Origin of the sequence: Streptomyces sp. NBC_01296 (assembly GCF_035984415.1) — a bacterium.
Lineage (GTDB): Bacteria > Actinomycetota > Actinomycetes > Streptomycetales > Streptomycetaceae > Streptomyces.
Window position 1 is genome coordinate 830936 of the sequence record NZ_CP130720.1, and the last position, 23535, is coordinate 854470.

The following is a 23535-nucleotide window of genomic DNA, read 5'->3' on the forward strand; positions in this document are numbered from 1 at the left end:
AGGCTCGTACGAGGCTCAGGAGAGGGATGATGCTGATGTGTCGATGGCTCGCCTACTCCGGTTCGCCGATGCTGCTCGACGCGGTTCTCTACCAGCCGGAACACTCGCTGATCGACCAGAGCCTGCACGCCCGGATGGGTGTCGAGTCGACCAACGGCGACGGTTTCGGCATCGGCTGGTACAGCCCGGACGGCGGCTCAACCCCGGCGATCTTCCGGGACATCGGGCCGGCCTGGAACAACCGCAATCTGCGGGAACTGGCCGCGCACGTCCGCTCGACGCTGTTCTTCGCCCATGTCCGTGCCTCCACCGGATCGGCGATCCAGCAGACGAACTGCCACCCCTTCCGCCACGGCCGATGGCTGTGGATGCACAACGGCGCGATCACCGACTTCCACCGTTTGCAGCGCGACTTGTACATGGCCGTCGACCCGGCCCTGTTCTCGTGCATCGAGGGCTCCACGGATTCCGAGGTGATGTTCTACCTGGCCGTCACCTTCGGCCTCGACCAGGACGCCCCCGGCGCGGTCGCCCGGATGGCGGGCCTGGTGGAGCGGCTCGGCAAGGAGCACGGCGTCGCCGACCCGCTGCAGATGACGATCGCGGTCAGCGACGGCGAGCGCGTGTGGGCCTTCCGCTACTCCAGCGCGGGCCAGTCGCGTTCGCTGTACTACAGCAGCAAGGCCGAGACGGTACGCCAGCTGTACCCTGAACTGCCGTTCCTGCGGGAGGTCTCCGACGCGACCCGGCTGGTGGTCTCCGAGCCGCTGGGCGACCTCCCGGGCGTGTGGAACGAACTCCCCGAGGCGAGCTACGCCGTCGTGCCCTCCGCGGCCACGGAGGACTACCTTCCTTTCATCCCCGAGCTGCCCTGATGTCACAGATCGCCGCCTCAGGATGACCCTGCTCCGCGCGCCACCGGTTCCGGCGCGCGGCCCCCGGGCTACCTTCTCGGCCCATGAGCACTGCGTTCCTTCCCGTACGCGCCCGCGCGGCGGGCCGGCTGCTGCACGCCTTGGCCGCCGCGGCCGCGCTCCTCGCCGCGGCCTCCCTCCCGGCCGCCGGGCAGCCCCGTACCGTCGTGGGAAGGGCGGCCCCGGCACCCGTCGAGAAGCTGTACGGGGCGGCGGTCCGGGCGATGCCGACCGCGCAGAAGGAGGTCTCGCTGACCTTCAACGCGGCGTGGGACGAGGAGGGGCTGGACACCGTCCTGACGGTGCTGCGGCAGCAGAAGGCACCGGGCACCTTCTTCGTGACGGGCCACTTCGCCGAACGCCACCCCGATGCGGTCCGGGCCATCGCCGCAGCCGGGCACGGGATCGGCAACCACTCCCACAGCCACGCGCCGTTCGGCGAGCTCACCGCCGCGGAGCGGGCGCAGGAGGTCACGCTCGCCGACCGGGCGATCCGGCAGGCCGCCGGGCCGGCGGCGCTGCCGTTCTTCCGCTTCCCGTACGGCGACACCACGGCCGGGCGGATCGCCGAGGTCAACGCGCTCGGCTTCGCGGACGTCGAGTGGACCACCGACACCAACGGCTACCGCGGCACGGCGGGCGGCATGACCACCCAGCAGGCCGTCAAGCGGGCGCTGGACGTGCTCGCGCCGGGCGAGATCGTCCAGATGCACGTCGGCTCGCTCGACGGGCAGGGGCCCGTGCTCGATGCACAGGCCCTGCCGCAGATCATCGACGCGGTCCGCTCGCGGGGCTACCGGATCACCGACCTCCGCACCCTGCTGGCCACTCAGTAGGGCGCCGGCCTCAGCAGATGCGGGGCAGTTGCTCCCCGATCGGCAGGTCGACCACGCGGGTGCCGCCGAGGCCCGTGCGGGCCACCACCAGGCCGGGATGGGCCTCGACCGCCTCGCCGATCACCGTGGCGCGGCGGCCCAGCGGGTGGGCGCGCATGGCGTCGAGGACGGCGTCGGCGTGCTCCCGGGGCACGAAGGCGACCAGCTTGCCCTCGTTCGCCACGTAGAACGGGTCGAGGCCGAGGATCGCGCAGGCGTTGCCCACGGCCTCGGGGACCGGAACCCGGCCCTCCTGGATGACGACCCCGGTGCCCGAGGCGGCCGCGATCTCGTTCAGGGCGGCCGCGAGCCCGCCGCGCGTGGGATCGCGCAGCACGTGCAGATCGGGGGTGACCGCGAGCATGGCCTGGACGAGACCGCCCAGCGGCGCGCAGTCGCTCTCGACCTCGGCCTCGAAGCCGAGCCCCTCGCGGACGCTCATGATGGCCACGCCGTGCAGGCCGATCTCCCCGCTGACGATGACGACGTCACCCGGTACGACGCGCTGCGGGCGCAGGTCCACCCCGTCGGGGATGAGCCCGATGCCCGCGGTGTTGAGGTAGATGCCGTCGCCGTGGCCGGCCTCGACGACCTTGGTGTCGCCGGTCGCCACCTCGACGCCCGCGGCGCGCGCGGCCTTGCCGAGGGCCTCGGCGACCCGGGCCACCACCGAGATCTCCACGCCCTCCTCGAGGATGAACCCGCAGGAGAGGTAGGCGGCCCGGGCCCCGCTCATGGCGAGGTCGTTGACCGTGCCGTTGACCGCGAGGTCGCCGATGCTGCCGCCGGGGAAGAACAGCGGCCGCACCACGTACGAGTCGGTCGAGAAGGCCAGTCGGGCCCCGCCCAGGGTGACCGCCGCGGAATCGCCGAGCTGGGCGAGCACCTCGCCGCCGAAGGCGGGTGCGAAGACGTGCTGGACGAGCTCGGCGGAGAGCGCGCCGCCGCCTCCGTGGCCCATCACCACCCGGGGGCGGTCGCGCAGCGGGGCCGGGCAGGTCCAGCCGGTGACGTCGAGTCCGGTCCCGGACACGGCGTCGGTCACGGTCTCAGACAACGGGGCTCGCCTCCAGCGGTGCGGTCCGGGCCGGCGCGAGGTCGAGGCGCCGGTAGAGGTAGTACGCGGCGCAGGCGCCCTCGCTGGAGACCATCGTGGCGCCGAGCGGGTTGCGCGGGGTGCAGGTGGTGCCGAAGGCCTCGCACTCGTGCGGCTTGATCAGGCCCTGGAGGACCTCACCGCTACGGCACTCGGCGGGCTCCTGCGTGGCGATGTCCGTCACCGAGAAGCGGTGCTCGGCGTCGTAGTCGCGGTAGCGGGCGGACAGCCGCCAGCCGCTGGCCGGGATGACGCCGATGCCGCGCCAGGCGCGGTCGGTGACCTCGAAGACGTCCTCCAGCATGGCGAGCGCGGCCGGGTTCCCCTCCGGGCGGACGGCCCGCGCGTAGGCGTTGTCGACGGTGTACTCGCCCCGCTCCAGCTGCCGTACGGCCCGGCGTACGCCTTCGAGGATGTCCAGCGGCTCGAAGCCCGTGACCACGATCGGGACGCGGTGGCGCGCGGCCAGCTCCGGGTACTCCCCCATGCCCATCACGCTGCACACGTGCCCGGCGGCCAGGAAGGCCTGCACCCGGCAGCTCGGGGAGGTCATGATCGCCTCGATGGCCGGGGGCACCCGGACGTGGGAGACGAGCAGGCTGAAGTTGGGGATGCCGAGCTTCTTCGCCTGATGCACCGTCATGGCATTGGGCGGCGCGGTGGTTTCGAAGCCGATGCCGAAGAACACCACCTCGCGCGCCGGGTTCTGCTGCGCGATCCGCAGGGCGTCGAGCGGGGAGTACACCACCCGTACGTCGCCGCCCTCGCTGCGCACCTGGAAGAGGTCGCGGCCGGTCCCGGGGACGCGGAGCATGTCGCCGAACGAGCAGAAGATCACCTCGGGGCGGGAGGCGATCTCCAGTGCCTTGTCGATGACCTCCAGCGGGGTCACGCACACCGGGCAGCCCGGGCCGTGGATCAACTCGACCTGTTCGGGCAGCAGTTGGTCGATGCCGTGCCGGATGATGGTGTGGGTCTGGCCGCCGCAGACCTCCATCAGCGCCCAGGGGCGGGTGACGGTGGCGTGGATGTCGTCGAGCAGGCGGCGGGCCAGCTCGGGGTCCTGGAACTCCTCGATGTACTTCACTGCTGCTGCGCCTCCTGTACGGCGTCCCCGGTGTGCGGCTGCTGCGCGATGTCGTCGGCGAAGGGCCAGTCCCCCGTGCCCGCCTCGGCCGCCGCCCGCTCCCACGGATCGCCGAACTCCTCCTGGAGCATGCCGAGTTGGGCGAATAGCTCGAGCGTCTGTTTGGCCGACTCCTCGTCGAGGCGTTGCAGGGCGAAGCCGACGTGGACGATGGCGTACTCGCCGACCCGGAGGTCCGGGAGGTACTCGAGGCACACCTCCTTGACCACCCCGCCGAAGTCGACGGTCGCCATGCGGGTGCCGTCCTTCTCCCCGATGTCAAGCACTCTGCCGGGTACCGCCAGGCACATGGCCCTCTCCTTGCTGTGGGTGGTGCGGGGTGCAGGCCGCCACCATGAGCTGGCCGAGGGCCAGCCCGCCGTCGTTCGGCGGGACGCGGTGGTGGCGCAGTACGGTGAAGCCGCGCTCGCGCAGCAGGCGGGCGCAGGCGCAGGAGAGCACGGTGTTGGCGAAGACCCCGCCGGTCAGGGCGACGGTGTCGATCCCGTGCCGCTCGCGCGCGAGGACGGCCAGCTCGGACACGAGGTCGGCGACGGCCGTGTGGAAGCGCGCGGCGATCACGCCGGGGGCGGTGCCCGCGCGCACGTCGCGGACCACCGCCGCCAGCAGGGGAGCGGGGTCCGCGGTCAGCGGGGCGTCGCCGCCGTGCGCGGGGAGCCGGAGGGCGAACGCGTAGTCCGGTCCGGCGGCATCTCCGGCCCCGGCCCCGCCGGCGCTTCCGCTCACGGCCGCGGTGAGCGCCGCGCCCTCCAGCTCGATGGCGGCCTGGGCCTCGTACCCGGCGTGGTGGCAGACGCCCGCCAGGGAGGAGACGGCATCGAAGAGGCGGCCCATGCTGGAGGTCGGGACGCAGTGCAGGTTCCGCTCCAACTGACGTCGGAGCAGCCGTAGTTCCTCGGGCGGGCAGGCGGCCGTGCAGGGCAGGTCGGGGTCCCAGTCGAGCCCGGCGGCGCGCAGATGGGACAGGGCCATCCGGTACGGCCGGTGCACGGCGGCGTCGCCGCCCGGCAGCGGGACGTAGGCGAGGTGCGCGAACCGGGTGTACCCGGCGTAGTCCGCCAGCAGCACCTCCCCGCCCCAGACGGCCCCGTCGTCGCCGTATCCGGTGCCGTCGAACGCGACGCCGATCACCCGGCGGGCGCCGCCCTGGCCGTGTTCGGCCATCGCGGACGCGATGTGTGCGTGGTGGTGCTGGACTCCCACGACCGGGCGGCCGGCGGCCCGGTCGCGGACCAGGCGGCCCGAGCGGTAGCCGGGGTGCCGGTCGGCGGCGAGCAGCCCGGGTCGTACGCCGGTGATGGACTCCAGCTGCTGTTCGGCGCGTTCGAAGGCGTACTGCGTGGCCAGGTCGTCCATGTCGCCGATGTGTGCGGACAGCCAGGCCTTGCGGCCCTCGCCGAGGCAGAAGGCGTTCTTGAGGTCTCCCCCGGCGGCGAGCGCGGCCGGTACGGACAGCGGCAGCGTGAGGGGCAGCGGGGCGTACCCGCGGGAGCGGCGCAGGGTCAGCGCCTCGCCGTCGCAGACGCGCACCACGGAGTCGTCGCACGGGACGTGGATCGGCCGGTCGTGGGTGAGCCAGCCGTCGGCGAGCCGGGCGAGCCGGTCCAGGGCCTCGTCGTCGTCGGTGACGATGGGCTCGCCCGACAGGTTCCCGCTGGTCATGACGAGCAGCCGGGGGCCGGGCGGGTCGCCGGGCAGGCCGAGCAGCAGATGGTGCACGGGGGTGTAGGGGAGCATCACGCCCAGGTCGGGGCTGCCCGGGGCGACGGCGTCGGCGACGAGATCCTGCGCGGCGGCGCCGGGGCGGCGGCGCAGCAGGACGATCGGCCGGACGGGCCCGGTGAGCAGGTCCCGTTCGGCCGGGCCGAGGTGGACGAGGTGCTCGATGTCGGCGACGTCGCGGGCCATCAGGGCGAACGGCTTGTCCCCGCGGGCCTTGCGGCGCCGCAGCTCGGCCACGGCGCCGGCGTGGGCGGCGTCGCAGGCGAGGTGGTAGCCGCCGAGGCCCTTGACCGCGAGGATCGCCCCGCCGGCCAGCAGCCGGCGGGCCTCGGCCACCGGGTCGGCGTGCGCCCCCTCGCGCGGGGGCGAACCGGCGTGGAGCCGCAGGCGGGGTCCGCAGGCGGGGCAGGCCACCGGCTGGGCGTGGAAGCGCCGGTCGGCGGGGTCCGCGTACTCGCGGGCGCAGTCGGGGCACATCGGGAAGCGGGCCATGGTGGTGTGCACCCGGTCGTACGGCAGCCCGGTGACGATGGTGAAGCGGGGTCCGCAGTGCGTGCAGGTGATGAAGGGGTGCCGGTGGCGCCGGTCGGCCGGATCGGCCAGCTCCGTGAGGCAGTCGGCGCAGGTGGCCACGTCCGGGGAGACGAGGGTGCGCGCGGGGCCGCCGGACCGGGAGGCGACGATGGTGAAGCCTGCGCCGCCGGCGACGGGGACCTCGTGGTGGTCGACGGCATCGACGACCGCCAGGGGCGGGGCGTCGGCCGCGAGCCGCTCGCAGAAGGCCGATACGGCCGCCGGTGCGCCCTCGACCTCGGCGACGACCCCTTCGGGGGTGTTGGTGACGTGCCCGGCGAGGCCGAGCCCGGTCGCGCGGGTGTACACGTACGGCCGGAAGCCCACGCCCTGCACCACTCCGCGCACGACGACCCGGCGGCGCTGTACGGCTTCCATCAGCGGGACTGCACCACGGCGGAGTGCGCGTGGCCCTCGGCGTGGTGATCGTGATGGTGATGCGCGGGGGGCTGCTGGGCCATGACCGGGGCGTGCACCGCGCCGCCGGCGCCGACCGCCAGCGCCCGGTCGAGCAGGATGCCCGCGCCCTCGCCGCCGCGGGCCGAGGTCAGCACCACCTCCACCCCGGGGTTGACCTGCTGGACGTGCGCGCGGAAGGCGGTTTCGTCGAATTCCACGGCCTGCGCGATGTCCGTCTTCGTCACCACGACGAGGTGGGCGAGCCCGAACGCCGTCGGGTACTTGAGCGGTTTGTCCTCGCCCTCCGTCACCGAGGCGAGGACCACGCGCAGCGTCTCCCCGAGGTCGTACGAGGCGGGGCAGACGAGGTTGCCGACGTTCTCCACGAACAGCAGCCGGGTGTCCTCGGGCATCCAGCCGTCGAGGTGGCGCCCGAGCATCCCGGCCTCGAGGTGGCAGAGCCCGTCGGTGAGCACCTGCTTGACGGGGACGCCCGAACGCGCCAGCCGTACCGCGTCGTTCTCGGTGGCGAGGTCGGCGGTGAGCGCGGCGACGGGTACGCCGCGCTCGCGCGCCAGGCCGAGTTCGCGCTCCAGCAGGGCGGTCTTCCCGCTTCCCGGGCTGGACAGGAGGTTGACCACCGTGGTGCCGCGGGCGGTGAGTTCGGCGCGCAGAATGTGCGCGGCCGAGTCGTTCTTGGCGAGGACCGCCTGCTTCAGGTCGACCACACGGCACATGGTTCAGCGCTCCTCGGAGATCGGTTCGCGGGTGGGGGCGGGATGCCGGTCGCAGGCGGGGCCGTCCTCCCAGTGCACGCTGAGGATCTGCAGCTCGCGCCCGGCGAGGAGTTCGACCTCCGTGGCCTGTCCGCAGCCGGGGCAGACGAGCCGGGGCGGCATGCCGACCGCCCAGTCGCCCGTACAGGAACGGCAGTGCGCGCGGGCAGGGACGGACTCCGTCACGAGCTCGGCCCCTTCCAGGACCGTTCCGGCGCAGGCCAGTTCGAAGCAGAAGGCGAGGGCGTCGGGCACCACCCCGGCCAGCTCACCGACCTGGAGCCGGACCGAGGTGACGGCGCTCGCGCCGCCGGCCTCGGCGGCTTCCTCCACCTGGGCCACCACGGCCATGGCGATCGACATCTCGTGCATGGGACTCCGTCCTGCCGGGCCTCATTAGACCGGCCGGCGCCGTACGGGGCGGTCGGGCACGCCGACGCGCCGACGCCCCGTACGCCATTCGGGCGCCGGGGCGGCGGCACATCAGGGATCAGAGGTGTCACGGGCCGCATCTGCCACAGGCGCGGGTCACATGCGGCGGATCTTCAGATAGCGCTGGACATCGGGGAGCACCACGCACAGTGCGGCGGCGAGGGCGGCGGCGGCCACGCCTCCGATGATGGCCTTCTTCATGGGGGTTCTCCTCAGTTGGCGGTGGCGTTGCGCTCTTCGTCGAGCAGTTCCCGGTCCGGGCGGCGGACCAGGTCCAGGACCATCCGTACGGCCTCCGGGACCGCTGCGGCCACCGGGGCGCTCAGACCGATGCCCTCGTCCAGGCATTCGGGTTCGCAGCCGACGACCCAGATCCGCCGGGGCGGTGTCCCGCCGGTTCCGGCGCACAGCGTGTCCAGCAGGGCCAGCACCGCGTCGGGCGACATCTGGTGCCCGTCGAGTACGGGGCTCTGCGGGGCGATGGAGCCGGCTCCGGCGGCCTCGATCAAGTAGAGGGTGCCGGGGGCTCCGCCGCGCGCGGTGGCGTCCACCAGGACGAGCGTGTCGTAGCCGTCGAGGAGCTGGTAGGCGAGGTGGACCCCGCGTACGCCGATGTCCACGACCTCGACCCGGTCGGGCAGCCCGCAGCCGGGCTCGGACAGCCTCCGGACGGTCTCGACGCCGAAGCCGTCGTCGCCGAGGAAGACGTTGCCGATGCCGGCGATCAGGATGCGGCCGCTCACGCGTCCTCCAGGGGGGCGACCTCGTCGGGCTGGAAGTACAGGAACCGGCCCTGTTCGCGGCGGATGTCGGCGCCGGGGTCGCCTTCGACGGTGACGGCGAGGTGCACTCCGCCGTCGACGTCGTGGAGGACGGCCTCGACCTGGGCGGCGGCGCCCTGGAGGAACAGGTCCTGGGCGTCGGTGCGCCGCAGGCCCGGGCGCAGGATGACCCGGCTGCCGGGGCCCACCGAGGTGCCGTCGATCAGGATCCGGTCGCGGGCCGGGTCGGCGGGGTCCGCGTGCGCCGGGTCCCACCAGGGGGTGTCGGGCCTGAACACGGCGTCCTCGTCGAAGAGTTCGGGGAACGACTCGGGGGTGGGCGCACCGGGGTCGGTGATCTCCCGGAGCGCCCGGACGGCGCCGTGCAGGCGTTCCAGCACCTCGGGGGGCATCGTCTCGGCCAGGTCGATCACGGCGGCGGCGCGGGCGTCGGTCCCGCGGGCCTCCCGTTTCTCCTGGTCGGTCAGGGCCGCCGTGCGCAGGGCGAGGATCTCGTCGATCTCGGTGGCGTCGTACATGGCCCCGATGCTCTCGGGGGCGATGCCGGGGTGGTCCTCGAGGATGATCGGCGAGGAGAGGACCACGTCGGCGCTGCCCGGCTCGCCGGCGAGCACGGGCCAGGTGTGCAGGTTGGCGCAGGTCGCGACGGAGGGCTTGGCCCACTCGGGCGGGTCGGTCATCGAGAGGAAGGATCCGGCGCTGAGACCCAGCAGGAGGTGGGCCGCGACCAGGGAGTGCGGCAGGGCGGCGTCACGGTCGGCGCCGTCGGCCCCGTCCGCCCCGTCGCTGCCCGGGGTCCAGTCGCTCGTGTTCTCGACCACCACAGTGAGCTTGAACGCCCGGTAGGCGACGTCCAGTTGCTCGGCGCGCAGCCGCAGCACACCGTCGGCCCGTTCGGTGCGGCGGACGAGGCGGCCCACCTCCCGGCCGTCGGGGCCGAGGACGGTTTCGGTCTCCTCGCGGGCGGGCCGGACGAAGGGAAGGGAGACCTCGCCCTCCTCCAACTCGGCGACGGGGACGGTCATTTCGACCCGCTCCTCGGTTCCCTCGTCCCAGGGGACCAGGACCCGGTCGGGCAGGTGCAGTTCGGGCACGGCCGCGAACGAGCCGTCCGCCCGGACCTCTTCGACCGTACGCCGCTGCGCGTGCAGGAAGCGCAGCTCGACGGCGAGGGTGGCCGCGCCCCGCGGTTCCATCACCAGCTCGGTGCGCTGGAAGGAGTGCTCGTCATGTGCGGGACCCCACGCGGGCGGGACCAGTACGCCGAACTGCCAGCGCAGCCGGTTCTTCGCCGCCGAGGCCCGGTACGGGTAGAGCACGTAGCCCTCGAAGAGGACGGCGTCGGCCACCTGGCGGGCCACGGCGAACCGGGATTCGGGCAGGGCCGTCGTGGTCATGGGGCGGTCCTCTCGGCGGCCCGCGGCAGTACGGCGCCGGCCCAGGCGGGGTCCGGGGGCGGCGGCTCGGCCGTCAACGCCGCGTCCAGCAGCGCCCGTACGGTCGCCTCCCACGAGGCGAGCGCGTGACGGGAGCGGTAGGCGAGCAGCTCGGCCATGGTGTCCCGGGGCAGCCGCAGCCAGCCGCAGCCCGGGAAGTGCTGCTCGACCATCTCCCGCCACACCTCGGCGGGCATCCGGAACGGTGCTTCGCGGTCCCAGGGAACGGGCTCGACCTGGAAGCCCCCGGCGCCGGTGAAGGCGGTGCCGGAGAACAGCATCAGCAGCGGCGCCTCACCGTCCTCCAGGGCGCTGAGGTAGCGGCCGGCGGCGATGTCCATGTCGTACGTGCACGGTACGACGATGTCGGTCTCGGTCTCCCCGGTGAAGCTGGGGACCATCACCGAGACCTGGGCGAACTGGAGGGGCTGCAGGGTGGTTCCCCAGCGGGCCCGCTCGCCGAACAGGTCGTGGAGGGCCGCGGCCTCGCCGGTGCCGTAGCTGCGCCGGGCCGGCTCGATGCGGATCTGGCAGCGCAGCGCGAGGGCGTGGACGCGCTTGTCCGCGGCGGTGGTGATGCGCAGCCGGAACACGAGGGTGGGACCGGCCGCGTACGGGTCGGCGCGCACGCCGGTGCAGGCGAAGGCGAAGTCGGTCATGCCCGCCCCTCCCCCGCCGCGGAGGGGACCTTCGCCCGGCGCTCCACCTGGGCGAAGAAGGTCTTCAGCGCGGCGCGCGCCTCGGCCCCGCCGTCGAAGCCCTGCCACAGCAGCCGCATCCGCCCCACCAGCTCGTAGCAGATGTCGATGGGGACGAGGTAGCACTCGGTGCGGCCCTCGGCCCGGCGCAGCAGCAGCGCCTCCACATCGGGTTCGAGCAGCGCGGCGAGTGCCCCGCCGCCGAGTACGTCCTGCCAGGTGGCCGGGTCCAGCTCGCTCTCGGTGGCGCCGGCCGGGCTCGGGTAGAGCGCGACCAGCCGGTCGAGGGCGGCGTTGCGGAAGAAGAAGGCGACGCCGACCGGGATTTGGAGCTGCTCCCAGGCGCCCTCTTCGAGCCGGTGCTCCGGGTCGGTGAGGTAGCGGTCGGGCACGGCGCGGAAGCGCCCGGTGGCGGCGCCGGGCCGGTCGAACAGGAGGGCGCACGCGGTGCAGGCGCAGACCAGCGCCCGCTTCTCGACCTCCACCAGGTGGCGGTGGCCGCCCTCGGGCACGGCCACCCCGCACAGTTCGCAGCGCTCGGGCCGGGGCGGCCGGGGCCCGGTGAACCGGCGCAGGCCGCGCGGGCCGCGCAGCCCGGCGGGCCCGGACGGGCCGGCGGAGCCGGTGCGCGGCTCCGCCGGTGCCCAGGGGTGCCGCGCGCTCACCGGGCCCGTGCCGGGGCCTGCGGGCGGGTGCCGATCTGGAGCAGGGGCAGCGGCGCCTCGGCCGGTTCCAGCTCCACCGCGGTCACCTCGGGCGCGAAGCAGGCCAGGGCGTCCTCGACGCTCTGCGGGACCGTGTCACCACCGGAACCGCAGCCGCAGCCGCCGCCCGGCGCGGACCTCAGCCGCAGGACGCCGGTGGCCTCGTCGAAGCCGACGAGCGACAGGGGGTCCCGTACGGCGTCCAGGGCGCGGGCGATCCGGGTGTGGACGTCCTCGGGGTGCAGGTCGTGCAGGGCGAGCAGGCTGGCGACGAGCTCGTCGTCCAGCAGCCCGCCGAGGCGCTCCACGCCGAGCCGCTCCACGATCCGGGCGAGCCCGGCCCCGTAGAAGTCCATGAGCACGCGCACCAGTTCCTCGGCCGCGGCGCACGCCTCGCGGTCGCCGGTGGCGGCCAGCCGGTCGAGCACCTCGTCCACCCGCCGGCCCGCCTCGCGGGCGTCGGTCGCAACCGCGCTCATCCGCCCAGTCCGCTCAGGCCGGTGGGCACGTGCATCTGCTTCACGGTCTTGCCGCCGCCGACGTACATGTGGACGCCGCAGGGCAGGCAGGGGTCGAAGCTGCGCACGGCGCGCATGATGTCGATGCCCTTGAAGTTCTCCGGGGTGTTCTCCTCGAAGATCGGGGTGTTCTGGACGGCGTCCTCGTACGGTCCGGGGGTGCCGAAGGTGTCGCGGGTGCTGGCGTTCCACGGGGTCGGCGGGTAGGGGTGGTAGTTGGCGATCTTGCCGTCGCGGATCACCATGTGGTGCGAGAGCACGCCCCGGACGGCCTCGGTGAAGCCGACTCCGATGGACTCGTCCGGGACCTCGAACTTCTCCCAGGTCTGGGTGCGTCCGGCGCGGACCTCGGCCAGGCCCTTCTCGGCGCAGTGCAGTGCGATGGCGGCCGCGTACGCCTGGAAGTACGTGCGGGCGCGGTTGCGCTCCAGCGCGTTGCTCCACTGCGGGATCTTCCACTCGAAGCGCGTCTCGGGCTTGGTCATCGTGCGCGGCAGGTTGATGATCACGCTGTGGCCGGTGGCCTTGACGTAGCCGACGTCGACGAGCCCGGACAGGGCGGTGGACCACAGGCGCGCGATCGGGCCGCCGCCGGTGTCGAGGGCGAGGTGGTCCTTGCCGTCGAACCAGCGCGGGGACATCACCCAGCTGTACTTGTCGTCGAAGTTGCGCTTCTGCGGGGCGGGGATGGTGTGCTGGTTCCACGGGTGGCGGGCGTCGACGGGATTGCCGAGCGGGTCGTGGGTGACGAACTTCTCCTGGCCCGCCCAGTCGTCGTAGTACGAGCTGCCCAGCAGGATGCGGATGCCGAGGTTGATCTCGGTGAGGTCGTTGGTGACGAGTTTGCCGTCCACGATCACACCGGGGGTGACGAACATCTTCCGTCCCCAGTCGGTCATGTTGGCGTACGTGAAGTCGCAGTACTCGGGGTCGTTGAGCGCGCCCCAGCAGCCCAGCAGGACGCGCCGGCGGCCGACCTCCTCGTACCCGGGCAGGGCCTCGTAGAAGAAGTCGAAGAGGTCGTCGTGGAGCGGGACCACCCGCTTCATGAACTCCACGTACCGCATGAGGCGGCTCATGTAGTCCGTGAAGAGCTGGACGGAGGCGATGGTGCCGACGCCGCCCGGGTAGAGGGTGGAGGGGTGCACGTGGCGGCCCTCCATCAGGCAGAACATCTCGCGCGTGTAGCGGCTGACCTGGAGGGCCTCGCGGTAGAACTCGCCCTCGATGGGGTTGAGCGAGCGCATGATGTCGGCGATGGTGCGGTAGCCGTGGTCCCCGGCGTGCGGGGCTTCGGTGCGCTCGGCGAGTTCGAGGACGCCGGGGTTGGTCTCGCGGACCATCTTCTCGCAGTAGTCGACCCCGACCAGGTTCTCCTGGAAGATGTTGTGGTCGAACATGTACTCCGCCGACTCGCCGAGATTGATGATCCACTCGGCGAGGTGGGGCGGCTTCACCCCGTACGCCATGTTCTGGGCGTAGACGGAGCAGGTGGCGTGGTTGTCGCCGCAGATCCCGCAGATGCGGCTGGTGATGAAGTGCGCGTCGCGGGGGTCCTTGCCGCGCATGAAGACGCTGTAGCCGCGGAAGACCGACGAGGTGCTGTAGCACTCCGCGACCTTCTTCTGCTTGAAGTCGATCTTCGTGTGGATGCCGAGACTGCCCACGATCCGGGTGATCGGATCCCAGGCCATCTCCACCAGGCCGCTGCCGTCACCGGCCGCCTTCGTCTTCGGTGTCATCTTGTCTGCCGTGACCCTTCTGGGAGGCGGGAGCTGGGGGTTCTTGGAGGCGGGGCGGTGGGCGGGAAGCAGGACGGACGCGGGGCCGCGGGCGGGGTCACCAGGGCTTGCGGTAACCGGTGGTCAGCTGCCGCCCCGGGTGGCGCCACTTCGGCTCCTGGTCGACGGTGTGCTCCGTGATCGCCCTGAGTTTGCGGACCAGCGCGCCGTAGACGCCGCTGGCGCTGGTGGACAGCTTCGCGCCGGGAGGTTCGTCCATGAACGGCATGAACTTGTCGGGGAAGCCCGGCATGGTGCAGGCGATGCAGATGCCGCCGACGTTGGGGCAGCCGCCGATGCCGTTCATCCAGCCGCGCTTGGGGACGTTGCACTTGACGACCGGGCCCCAGCAGCCGAGTTTGACGAGGCACTTGGGCGAGTCGTAGGTCTGCGCGAACTCGCCCTGCTCGTAGTAGCCGGCCCGGTCGCAGCCCTCGTGCACGGTGTTGCCGAACAGCCAGGTGGGGCGCAGCTTGTCGTCCAGCGGGATCATCGGCGCGGAGCCGGCCGCCTGGTAGAGCAGGTAGGTGAGGGTCTCGGAGAAGTTGTCCGGCTGGATCGGGCAGCCCGGAACGCACACGATCGGGATGCCGGCCTTCGAGGTCCAGTCCCAGCCGAGGTAGTCGGGCACGCCCATGGCGCCGGTGGGGTTGCCCTCCATCGCGTGGATGCCGCCGTACGTGGCGCAGGTGCCGATCGCCACCACGGCGAGGGCCTTGGGTGCGAGGCGGTCGATCCACTCGCTGGTGGTGATGGGCTGGCCGGTCTCCGGGTCGTCGCCGAAGCCGCACCAGTAGCCCTCGGGCTTGATCTTCTCGTTGGGGATGGAGCCTTCGACGACGAGCACGAAGGGGTCGATCTCCCCGCGCTCCCCCTTGAAGAACCATTCGATGAACGTGTCGGCGCCGCCGACCGGTCCGCATTCGAAATCGATCAGCGGCCAGTGCACGGCGATCTTGGGCAGGCCCGGCAGGACGCCCATGACGATCTCTTCGATGCTGGGCTGCATCGCTGCCGTCAGGGACACCGAGTCGCCGTCGCAGCTCAGTCCGGCGTTGATCCAGAGGATGTGGATCGGGGGGTCTTCTACTGCCGTGCTCGGCGTTGCTGCATCCATGAGGATCGCTCCTTGGGGAGGGATGCGGGGGGGGGTGGGTGGGGCGGGGACGGGGACGGCGGACGGGCGGGTGCTCCGCGCCGGCCTCACCCTTCTTGCTAGCAGCCGGCCGGGCCCGGTGCCCTGTCTTGTTCGGCCGGTCCAGTGACTGCGGGCCGCCGCGAGGGCAGGGGCGCGGTGCGCCGGCCGGGCACGGTCCGCTCCAGGTGGGCCGGGGTGCCGTCCGGGGGTTCCTTGCGTACGAAGGCGCGGCGCAGGGCGTGGTACGGGGCCTGCGGGTCGAGGAACGTCTCCCGCATCCGCGCCAGCTCCGCCTCCCGGTAGGCGGCGAGCGGCCGCACGCCCTCGTCCGCGTCGCGGCGGGCCTTCTTGCCGGCGATCCGGGACCGGATGGCGGGCGAGTCCGCCACCCGTACGGCGAGCCGGGCGGTCTCGTCCGCGAAGGCCTGCGGGCCGCAGTCGATCGTGCGGTCGACCAGCCCGAGCCGCCGGGCGGCTTCGGCGCTGAGGGGCAGGGCATCGGTGGTGAGGCGCTCGGCGACGCCGGTCCCGGTGCGGCGGGGCAGCGTGTAGGTCCAGTACTCGGATCCGTGCAGGCCCATCAGCCGGTAGTGCGGGTTCAGCACCACGCCGCTGCGGCACCAGACCTCGTCGGCGGCGAGCGCGAGCATGGCCCCGCCGGCGGCCGCGTTGCCGCCGAGGGCGGCCACGACGAACCGGTCGGTGGTGGTGAGCACGGCCTCCACCAGGTCGTCCATGGCGTTGATGTTGGCCCAGGACTCCTCGGCGGGGTCGGCGGCCGCCTCGATGACGCCCAGGTGGATGCCGTTGGAGAAGAAGTCCCGGCCGCCGCCGAGGACGAGGACGGAAACGGGGCGGGTGCAGGCCTCCCGGTAGGCGGCGAGCAGGCGCCGGCACTGCGAGGTGCTCATCGCGCCGCCGGGGAAGGAGAACGTGAGGAAGCCTGCCCCGCCCTGCTCCCGGTAGGTGATGTCGGACCAGGTGCGCGGGGCCCCGTCGGCGTACGCGGGTGCGGAGAGCTCGGGGAGCGGCGGCAGCCGGTCGCCGAGGGCGAGGGTGGCGGGGAGTTTGACGGGGGCCGGCTCTCCCGGCGCGCGCCGGGCGCGGAGCTCGGGGATCCAGACGGCTCCGTCGGCGGTCGCCCGGCAGATGGCGCCCGCCCGGGTGGCGAGCAGCTCGCCGGGGCGGCCCCGCAGCTGCTCCTCGGGGTGCCCGCCGTGCAGGAACCACTGGCCGCCGAGGAGTTCGTCGAGTACGCCGGGCTGGGAGTCGGCGGCGCGCAGCGCGCGGACGACGCTCTGCGCGGAGTCGGCGTGCCAGTCGATCCGGCGCAGTTCCTGGCGCAGGTAGGGCCGGGCGCGGCCCGAATCCTGCCGTTGCGGGACGTGGGTGCCCGAGGCGAAGCGGTCGACGGCCGTGAGCACGGCGGACAGGGCGGCGTCGGAGATCTCGCCGCGGTAGGCGTCGCTCTTGCCGACGGCCGGCAGCGGGCAGTCCGCGGTGGCCCAGACGTCGCCCGCGTCCATCTCCTCGCCGGCCTGCAGGACGGTGACGCCCCAGCGGGTCGCGCCCTCGGTGATGGCCCAGTCGAGCGAGGAGGGTCCGCGGTCGCCGACGGGTCCCGGGTGGACGATCAGGCAGGTGTGGGCGGACCAGACGTCCCGGGGGATGGCCGTCTTGAGCATCGGCGCGAGCACGAGGTCCGGCCGGTGGCGCTCGACGGCTTCGGCGAGGGAGGCGCCGGGCAGGGCGAGCTCGACCGCCACACTGTGCCCGCGGTCCCTCAGCTCAGCGTGCACACGCTGAGTGAGACTGTTGAACGCGCTGGCGGCGAGCAGGATGTGCACGTGATCTCCCAAGCGTCCGGTCCCCGGCGACCTGCGGCCGGAACAGGTACGGCCGCTGGAGATCGTCGACCACGGGCGTCCGCAGGCCGGCTCGACCTACGGGGGTGTCACTCGGAAGGGGGCGCCCGGGCCGCCACCTGGTGGATACGGGACGGACGCGGGACGGACGCGGGGCCGGGTCCCCGGCGGCCGGAGGGCCCGGCGGCGGTGCACCGCCGCCGGGCCCCGGTGGGTCAGCGGACGTCGAAGCTGATGGAGGAGGCCTTGTCGTTCATGCCGTCGCCGACGTAGGCGTTGTAGCCGTAGTACGTCTGGTGGGCGCCGCGGAAGTCCTTGTGCTCCCAGAGGGTGATCGGGCAGCTGATGCCCTGGGCCGAGCTCACGTTGTCGTTCCAGCCCATCGAGGCGAGGTCGTTGAACTCCGGGTAGCGCCAGTTGCAGCCGACGCTGCCGCGGAAGGTCATCTCGCTGCCGCCGGAGTTGGAGTCGCTCCATATCCTCCCGAGGTCCTTGTAGTCGGCCTGCGCGCCGAGCTCCGCGGCCTGAGCGCGGGTCGCGAAACAGCCGCCCTCGCCCGTGTCGGCGATGTAGGTGCAGAACTTGGCGGCCTTGGGGGCCGGCGCCTGCTCGGCGGCGGCCGCCGGGCCGACACCGGCGGCCGTGACGGCGAGGGCGGCCGCGCCGAGTGCGAGGGCCGATCGGAAGATGCGCATGAATGCTCCTCAAATCAGAATATGGGGCGCTCAGTTCCTTATGTGCGTCTGAAGCACGACATGACTCAACAAGCCGCCGCGGGGGTCCGTCGAGGGGGCGAAGGTGCCGGTGGCAATTTCATGGGGGTCGGCGGCGGCGCGGCGGGCGCCTACGACTGGCTCGATCGAAACGGCGGACCCGCCGGGCCGGCGGCCCGGCCTGCCGATGACCGACGGCGGCTCCGGACGGCTGTCTCCGGGGTGGCCGAAGTGGCATCCATACGGACGAATCGGCACTGCACAGCCGATTGTCCATTTCTCAACGAACGAGGCGGACACCCAAGGGGACCTGACCGGACAGCAGTTGGCCTGAATTCAACCCCCCTTGATCGCGGAGTCGTAGGATCTACTCATGAGTAACTTAACTGGTGGAGATGAACCGACGGCTGGCCGGACGACGACCGGCGACGGCAGTGGCGGGCAGTCCCGCCCCGCCGAACCGGTCACCTTCGTCCTGGTCCACGGGTCGGGCAGCAACGCGTACGCCTGGTCCCCCGTACTGACCGAGCTGGGGCTGCGCGGGCAGCGCGCGGTCGCGGTCGATCTGCCCGGGCACGGCCCCGACGCCTACTTCCCGCTCTCGTACCAGGCTCCGCAGGACTTGGAGCGGCTGCGTACGGAGCCCTCCCCCCTCTCGGGGAGGACGCTGGCCGACTCCGCCGAGCACGTGGCCGCGGTGGTGCGGCGGGCGCACCGCAACGGCCCGGTGGTCCTGGCCGGCCAGAGCCTGGGCGGCGTGACCCTCAACGCCGTGGCCAACCTGGTGCCCGAGCTGATCTCGCACCTCGTGTACATCTCGGCCTTCTGCCCCACGAAGCGGACCTCCGTGGTGGAGCTGATGAGCGCCCCGGAGGCGGCCACGAGCTCCATGTTCAAGATGACCCCGGTCCCCACGCCGCCGGAGCTGGGGGTCACCCGGGTCAACTGGCGGACCGGCGACCCCGCGTTCCTCCAGGTCGCCAAGGAGGCGCTGGCCGCGGACCACTCCGACACCGAGGTCCGGACGCTGCTCAACATCCTCGAACCCGACGAGTCGGCCGCGATCGGGGTCTGCGACTCCCGGGGCCTGCCGCAGCAGTGGGGCCGGGTCCCGCGCACGTTCCTGCGGTTCACCGAGGACCGGACGATCCCGCCGGCGCTCCAGGACCTGATGATCCGGGAGGCCGACGAGACGACCCCGCACAACCGCTTCCGCGTACGGTCCCTGGCCGCCCCGCACATCGGCCCGCGCGACCCGGCGCTGCTGGCGGACGAGCTGGAGCAGGCGGCCCGGCTCTGCCACTGACCGCCGGGCGGATCAGCCCACCGGCGCGAGCCTCAGGTGCTGCGGCGGACGTGTCAGGTGTGCGGAGAGGTCCGGAAGGGGCGGGGCCTCCCCGGCCGTGAACCAGAGCAGGACGTCCTCGCCGGTGCGCACGGGCAGGGCGGGGAAGGTGTTCCGGGCGTGCTCCGTGCGGTGGACCGCCGTCGGAGCGGAGCAAGCGGCGGCCAGCCGGGGGCGCAGACTCCGCTCGAAGTGGCCGGCGAAGGACTGGGCGGCGGGGTGGCAGATGGTCACCGTGACCAGGCCTGCGTCGGTCGGGGCGGCGAATCCCGGACCGCGCAGCAGGAGGACGTCGTCCGAGTCGGCCATGGTCGCGTTGGCCCGGTCACGGTGTTCCTGCCAGACGGGGCCCTCGTAGAAGGCGCGCAGCGAGCGGTCCCGCCGCTCCATGTCCGGGAAGGCGCGCAGCCAGACGAAACGGTCCGGGTCGTCCAGGTCCCGGAAGCGTCCGCCGACGGTGATGCCCGCCGCTTCCTGCCCTGCGACGAACTCTCGCTCGAAGAGTGCGATCAAGGTGTCCCGGGCGCCGGGGTGCAAGGTGTACTGCCGGAGTTCGACGATCATTGCCGCAGGCTAGGACCGGTCCACTGACACCTCCTGTCAGTGGACCGGTCCGCGGTCGCCGGCTTCGTCAGCAGCCCGGGGCTCCCGTACCGCCGCGCTGGGGCAGGCTCAGGTTGGGGGCGGAGCTCGGCCAGGTGAGGGTGACCGTCTTCGTCGTCCCGTCCGCGTTGAGCTGGACGATGGGGGCGGGCTTGCCGACCGGGTTGCCGTCGGCGCCGAAGGACAGCCAGCCGCTCGCCCCCGGGAGCATCTGCGCGCAGTAGAACTGGTGGAGGATGCCGGTCTCCAGCCCCGGGTTCTTCAGGCCCGCCTCGTCGTGCCGGGCCGCGCTGATCGCGGCGACGGCGGCGTCGTGCGTGAGCATCGCCTGTCCGCTGGCGAGGTCCGCCGGGTCGAAGGCCAGGGGCGCCGCGCCGGACTGGGTGGTGGCCAGGGGCTGCTTCGTGCACGGGTCGGGCCGCCCGGTGAACGCCGACCAGAACTGGTCGTAGTTGCGCTTGGCGTCCGATCCGGGGCATTCGGTGCCCCACTCGTCCGGACTGGCCAGGGCCGTGTACGCCACCGTCACCCGGCCGGAGGCGACGCCCTTGAGGACCGCGTCGTCGCGGATGGCCTCGGAGGCGTCGTCCCCCACCAGGATGCGCAGCTGCGGGATGCCGCAGGGCGTGCCCTGCACCCAGTTCTGCACGAACGCCCCGAGGTCGCGGCCGCGTCCGGCGAAGTACACGACGGACGGTGCGGCCTGGCACAGGTTGGCGTGCATCAGGTTGAACTGCTGGATCAGGTAGTCCCGGCGGCCGGCGCCGCTCGGGAGGCTGCGGGGCGAGGTGTACGGGAGCACCGTCACCGTGCGGTCCGGTGCCTGGAAGCGGGTCTTGGCCTCCGCCGCCAGCGTGGCCGTGTAGTCGTCGTCGGCGACGCTGTCCGCCACCACGGCGAGCGAGCTCACGGCCGGGCGCAGCCCGGACACGTACTGGTTGACGGCGATCACGGAGTCGGAGTTGGTGGGCGAGACCCGGAACATGTCGGGGATCGTCCGCTTGCCGGCCGGGTCCGCGGGGTCCAGGTTCATCGAATTGCCGGTGACCGTCGATCCGATGACGGGGATGTGCAGCTGGGCGGAGATGGCCGCGGCGGCCTGCCGGGTCTGCTCGGTGCTCTGGCCCAGGCCGACGACCGCCGAGATGTGCTCGGCCGCCGCGTTCTTCTTGACGCTGGCGACCGCCTGCTGCCAGGACCCGTACTGGCTGCCCATGTTGGCCAGGTACAGCTTCACGCCGGGTGTACTGCCGTACGCGGCCGTGTTGTTCGCACGCCAGACGGCGGCTATGGCGCCCTCGACGTTGTGGTAGAGCGATTCGTAGGTCAGCGTGTCCACGTCTTCGACGGGCGAGAGGTTCAGCATCAGCACCACACTGGTGGAGTTCCCCTGCACCGCGTCGTTGGCCGTGCGGATCCTGTCCTGCAGCTTGCGCATCCGCTCGGGTTCGCCCTTGGTGAAGGGCGTGCTGCCGAGGTTCACGCCGACGCAGGCCAACGGCGTGCCGGCAGCGGTCATTCCGGGACCGCAGGACAGCGCGGGCGGGAACAGCACGCCGTAGCCCCAGATGCCGCCGAACACGGCACCGGCCAGGAGCAGGAGGGCGGCGGTCAGCGATAACACGGGATGGCGGCGCAGCCGGCCGAGCCGTGGGTTGCGTACACCTGCGGGCATGAGGACTCCTTGCGGTGCGCCCGGCCACGCCGGCGGCGTGGCGCGGAGGGGTCAGGCGAACAGCGCGCCCGCCTGCTGGAGGGCGCTGACGTCGAGCAGACGGGAGTTGTGCGAGAGCCGTTCGAAGCCCTCTTCGATCTGGGCGTCCCAGCGCCGGCTGCGCTCGGTGAGCGGATCGTTGTACAGCCACAGCAGGGCCAGGAGCTTGGCCGTGGCGACCGCCACGACGTCCCGGCCGCTCTGCTCGATCCCGGCGAGGAGGAGCGCGTACGACTCCTGGGCGGACTGCTCGTGGACCAGGCGGCACGGCGCCGAGGCCAGGTAGTCGAGGAGGCGCACCCATGCGCGGTGGTCCCGGTCGAACCGGCCGGCCAGCGCCTCGGCCACGGGGGCGAACTTGCCCAGGGCCAGGTCGTAGAAGAGCTGCTGTTCCTCACGTGCGGGGCCCGAGCCGTTGTGGGTGGCGGCGAGGGAGGCCAGGGCCCGGGCCTGGCGGGTGAAGACGTCGTGCCACGGGTCTGCGGGCCGCTCCCCCTGCGCCGCGGCGGCGGGAGCGCCGGCAGGGGCGGCGGCGGAGAGGGCGGTGAGCGCGCAGCGGCTCAGCCAGGGGTGCAGTACGGGAGGTCTGTCCGCCTCGCCCCAGCCGACCTCCCGGATCCGGGAGGGGCGGTGGAAGAAGGTGCTGACCCACAGGTTGCGGCGCAACAGCTCGAGGCTGCGCGGCAGGTCGGCTATGTCCTGCGGTACGCGGGGGTCGTCGGCGGTGCGCATGTCCGCCAGGTAGCCGGCCGCCAGTACGACGGGCGGCGGGTTGGTCCGTCCCGGTGCGGGTGCGGCCAGCCCTTCGGGCAGGCTGGTCTCCAGCGCCCGCGACCACAGCGGTCTTCCGCTCGCGTCGACCGCGGCGGGCAGGGGTCTCTCCGGTACGCCGGTTTCCGCGTCCGGCGGGGTGCTCTCGCGCTGTTCCTGCAGGGCGAGGGCGGCGCCCCAGTGGCCGCCGGTGAGGGCGTGGACGACGGACGCCGCAACGGGTGCGGCGAGCGGCGCGGCGTCGTCGGTGAGGTACGAGACCCGCTCCTCGGACATCGGATCGAGCCACACCGGATACCAGTAGTGCGCCGCCGAGGCGGGGTCCGGTCCGGCGCCGGCCTCGTCCTGCCGGGTCCAGCGCGTACGGGTGGCCCGGCTGAGGAGGGGGACGCGGCGCTGCGGGGTGTCCGGCAGCGGGGTGGTGCGCCAGGGCTCGCACCAGCGGGTGGTCCATTCCGGCTGCCACTGGTCGCAGGCGGCGAGGACGACGAGCGGGTCGGCGGCGGCCCCCGAGCCCGGCTCGTTGTGCTCGTTGCGCATGCGCGCCGCGACCAGTGCGGCGAGGAACCGGCGGCCGGCCGGGGTCTGGGCGCCGTCCACGAAGAGGACCCACGCGTGGTCGTGCCGGGCGGCCCGGCCCGCGTGCTCCTGCGGCAGCTCGCAGGAGCACGAGGAGCGCAGCGCCGGGTGCCGCTCCGCCTGGTCCTTGGCGTCGGCGAGGAACGCGGCCAGCAGCGGGCCGACCGCGGCCGACCTGGACGCGGAACTCAGTCTGATCAGCGCGTCGAGGGAGCCCGCGGCCTCGGCCTCCGGGATGCCGACGTGCCAGCGCAGTGCGTCGCGCAGGCCCCAGCGGGCGGTGCTCTGCAGCAGCGATCCGATCACCGGCCGGGCCCGTTCCCGTACGGCGGTGACGACTTCGCGCGCCTGCCCCTGGACGAGCGGGCTGAGCGCGCCGGTGACCACGACGTCCATCGTGGTGTCCACGGCCTCCTCCAGCCGGGTGGCGAACCGGCCGCGGCGGGTGTTGCGCGTGTACTGCTGGATCAGGCCCTTGATCTGGTCCGTGGCCCGGGAGCGGTCCTCCTCGAGGTTCTCGTTGAGGGCCAGCAGCCCGAGGGCGAACCGGTGGAAGACGGGGCTGCGCCGCAGCGTGTCCCAGCCGCGCATCATCTGGAAGGCCACCAGGGCCGCGGCCGACACCGGGTCCAGCGGGTTCTCGTGGAAGTCGAGGTGGGCGTGGACCACCGTGGAGCCGCAGCCCTGGGACAGGGAGCGGAGCATGGTGGTCTTGCCCGACTGCCGGGGCCCGAGCAGCGCCACCACGGGCTGCCGCTGGTCCGGATACCGCCAGATCATGTGCCGAAGAAAAGCGTCGGTCCCCTCCGCATGGCCCAGCTCCGCCGTTGCGCTCACCATTCCCCCGCCCCCCAACCGAAAGCGCGACGCACGCGCCGACGCAACGGAAGGTAACACCGCAAGGACGCGGAGCGACGGCGAATACCGCGGATCTCCTTCCCGCAATTCCGGGAG

The 23535-nt window shown here is 72.9% G+C and carries 22 protein-coding genes; 3 read left to right on the top strand and 19 right to left on the bottom strand.

All coding sequences use genetic code 11. The annotated features are described in order from the left end of the window. Positions 1–35 precede the first annotated feature (35 nt). The gene (locus OG299_RS04110) at positions 36–875 is read left to right on the top strand and encodes a class II glutamine amidotransferase (RefSeq protein ID WP_327360512.1); all 840 of its coding nucleotides are present in this window, start codon (positions 36–38) and stop codon (positions 873–875) included. Between the two features lie 83 nt (positions 876–958). Then, positions 959–1750 carry a polysaccharide deacetylase family protein gene (locus OG299_RS04115; protein ID WP_327360513.1) on the top strand — a complete coding sequence of 264 codons (792 nt, stop codon included), beginning with the start codon at positions 959–961 and terminating at the stop codon, positions 1748–1750. Between the two features lie 10 nt (positions 1751–1760). On the opposite strand, the gene hypE is transcribed toward OG299_RS04115, so the two are convergent. The 16 genes from hypE to OG299_RS04190 all read right to left on the bottom strand — a co-directional run bounded on the left by hypE (position 1761) and on the right by OG299_RS04190 (position 17551). Further along, positions 1761–2750, bottom strand: coding sequence for a hydrogenase expression/formation protein HypE (gene hypE / locus OG299_RS04120; protein WP_399849549.1), 990 nt, complete (start codon positions 2748–2750; stop codon positions 1761–1763). Positions 2751–2838: 88 nt separating this feature from the next. Next, positions 2839–3972, bottom strand: a complete 1134-nt coding sequence (gene hypD / locus OG299_RS04125; protein ID WP_327360515.1) for a hydrogenase formation protein HypD — start codon at positions 3970–3972, stop codon at positions 2839–2841. Beyond that, a complete protein-coding gene (locus tag OG299_RS04130) occupies positions 3969–4322 on the bottom strand; it encodes a HypC/HybG/HupF family hydrogenase formation chaperone (protein ID WP_327360516.1) in 354 nt (117 codons plus the stop codon). Before OG299_RS04130 ends, hypD begins: the two co-directional genes overlap by 4 nt. Further along, positions 4291–6705, bottom strand: coding sequence for a carbamoyltransferase HypF (gene hypF, locus OG299_RS04135; RefSeq protein ID WP_327360517.1), 2415 nt, complete (start codon positions 6703–6705; stop codon positions 4291–4293). The genes OG299_RS04130 and hypF overlap by 32 nt, the downstream gene beginning before the upstream one ends. After that, positions 6705–7463 carry a hydrogenase nickel incorporation protein HypB gene (gene hypB / locus OG299_RS04140; protein ID WP_327360518.1) on the bottom strand — a complete coding sequence of 253 codons (759 nt, stop codon included), beginning with the start codon at positions 7461–7463 and terminating at the stop codon, positions 6705–6707. The genes hypF and hypB overlap by 1 nt, the downstream gene beginning before the upstream one ends. Positions 7464–7466: 3 nt before the next feature. Next, positions 7467–7874, bottom strand: coding sequence for a hydrogenase maturation nickel metallochaperone HypA (gene hypA / locus OG299_RS04145; protein WP_327360519.1), 408 nt, complete (start codon positions 7872–7874; stop codon positions 7467–7469). Positions 7875–8030: 156 nt separating this feature from the next. After that, complete coding sequence (locus tag OG299_RS42660; RefSeq protein WP_405699583.1) at positions 8031–8135, bottom strand: DUF6893 family small protein; 105 nt, start codon at positions 8133–8135, stop codon at positions 8031–8033. An 11-nt stretch (positions 8136–8146) separates the two neighbouring features. After that, a complete protein-coding gene (locus OG299_RS04150) occupies positions 8147–8677 on the bottom strand; it encodes a hydrogenase maturation protease (RefSeq protein ID WP_266637766.1) in 531 nt (176 codons plus the stop codon). Continuing rightward, the gene (locus OG299_RS04155; RefSeq protein WP_266637767.1) at positions 8674–10113 is read right to left on the bottom strand and encodes a hypothetical protein; all 1440 of its coding nucleotides are present in this window, start codon (positions 10111–10113) and stop codon (positions 8674–8676) included. Before OG299_RS04155 ends, OG299_RS04150 begins: the two co-directional genes overlap by 4 nt. After that, positions 10110–10811, bottom strand: a complete 702-nt coding sequence (locus tag OG299_RS04160) for a DUF6084 family protein (RefSeq protein WP_327360520.1) — start codon at positions 10809–10811, stop codon at positions 10110–10112. Before OG299_RS04160 ends, OG299_RS04155 begins: the two co-directional genes overlap by 4 nt. Beyond that, positions 10808–11425, bottom strand: coding sequence for a DUF5947 family protein (locus OG299_RS04165; protein WP_405706099.1), 618 nt, complete (start codon positions 11423–11425; stop codon positions 10808–10810). The genes OG299_RS04160 and OG299_RS04165 overlap by 4 nt, the downstream gene beginning before the upstream one ends. A gap of 86 nt (positions 11426–11511) precedes the next feature. Next, a complete protein-coding gene (locus tag OG299_RS04170; protein ID WP_266637769.1) occupies positions 11512–12033 on the bottom strand; it encodes a NifU-related iron-sulfur-binding protein in 522 nt (173 codons plus the stop codon). Further along, a complete protein-coding gene (locus tag OG299_RS04175; RefSeq protein WP_266637770.1) occupies positions 12030–13814 on the bottom strand; it encodes a nickel-dependent hydrogenase large subunit in 1785 nt (594 codons plus the stop codon). The genes OG299_RS04170 and OG299_RS04175 overlap by 4 nt, the downstream gene beginning before the upstream one ends. A gap of 97 nt (positions 13815–13911) precedes the next feature. Then, positions 13912–14970, bottom strand: coding sequence for an NADH-quinone oxidoreductase subunit B family protein (locus tag OG299_RS04180; RefSeq protein ID WP_266637772.1), 1059 nt, complete (start codon positions 14968–14970; stop codon positions 13912–13914). 98 nt (positions 14971–15068) lie between these two features. Next, on the bottom strand, positions 15069–16838 hold the full coding sequence (locus OG299_RS04185; RefSeq protein WP_327360521.1) for an enoyl-CoA hydratase-related protein: 1770 nt from the start codon (positions 16836–16838) through the stop codon (positions 15069–15071). Positions 16839–17071: 233 nt separating this feature from the next. After that, a complete protein-coding gene (locus OG299_RS04190; protein ID WP_266637774.1) occupies positions 17072–17551 on the bottom strand; it encodes a beta/gamma crystallin family protein in 480 nt (159 codons plus the stop codon). Between the two features lie 391 nt (positions 17552–17942). Between OG299_RS04190 and OG299_RS04195 the strand changes: the two genes are divergently transcribed. Continuing rightward, entirely contained in the window at positions 17943–18875 is a 933-nt protein-coding gene (locus OG299_RS04195; protein ID WP_327360522.1) for an alpha/beta fold hydrolase, read from the top strand. A 12-nt stretch (positions 18876–18887) separates the two neighbouring features. Here OG299_RS04195 and OG299_RS04200 read toward each other — a convergent pair whose 3' ends face one another. From OG299_RS04200 to OG299_RS04210, 3 genes are all read right to left on the bottom strand, one after another. Then, the gene (locus OG299_RS04200) at positions 18888–19478 is read right to left on the bottom strand and encodes an NIPSNAP family protein (protein WP_327360523.1); all 591 of its coding nucleotides are present in this window, start codon (positions 19476–19478) and stop codon (positions 18888–18890) included. Between the two features lie 67 nt (positions 19479–19545). Next, positions 19546–21192 carry an ABC transporter substrate-binding protein gene (locus OG299_RS04205; protein ID WP_327360524.1) on the bottom strand — a complete coding sequence of 549 codons (1647 nt, stop codon included), beginning with the start codon at positions 21190–21192 and terminating at the stop codon, positions 19546–19548. 51 nt (positions 21193–21243) lie between these two features. Beyond that, a complete protein-coding gene (locus tag OG299_RS04210) occupies positions 21244–23361 on the bottom strand; it encodes a hypothetical protein (protein WP_327360525.1) in 2118 nt (705 codons plus the stop codon). Positions 23362–23535: the final 174 nt, after the last annotated feature.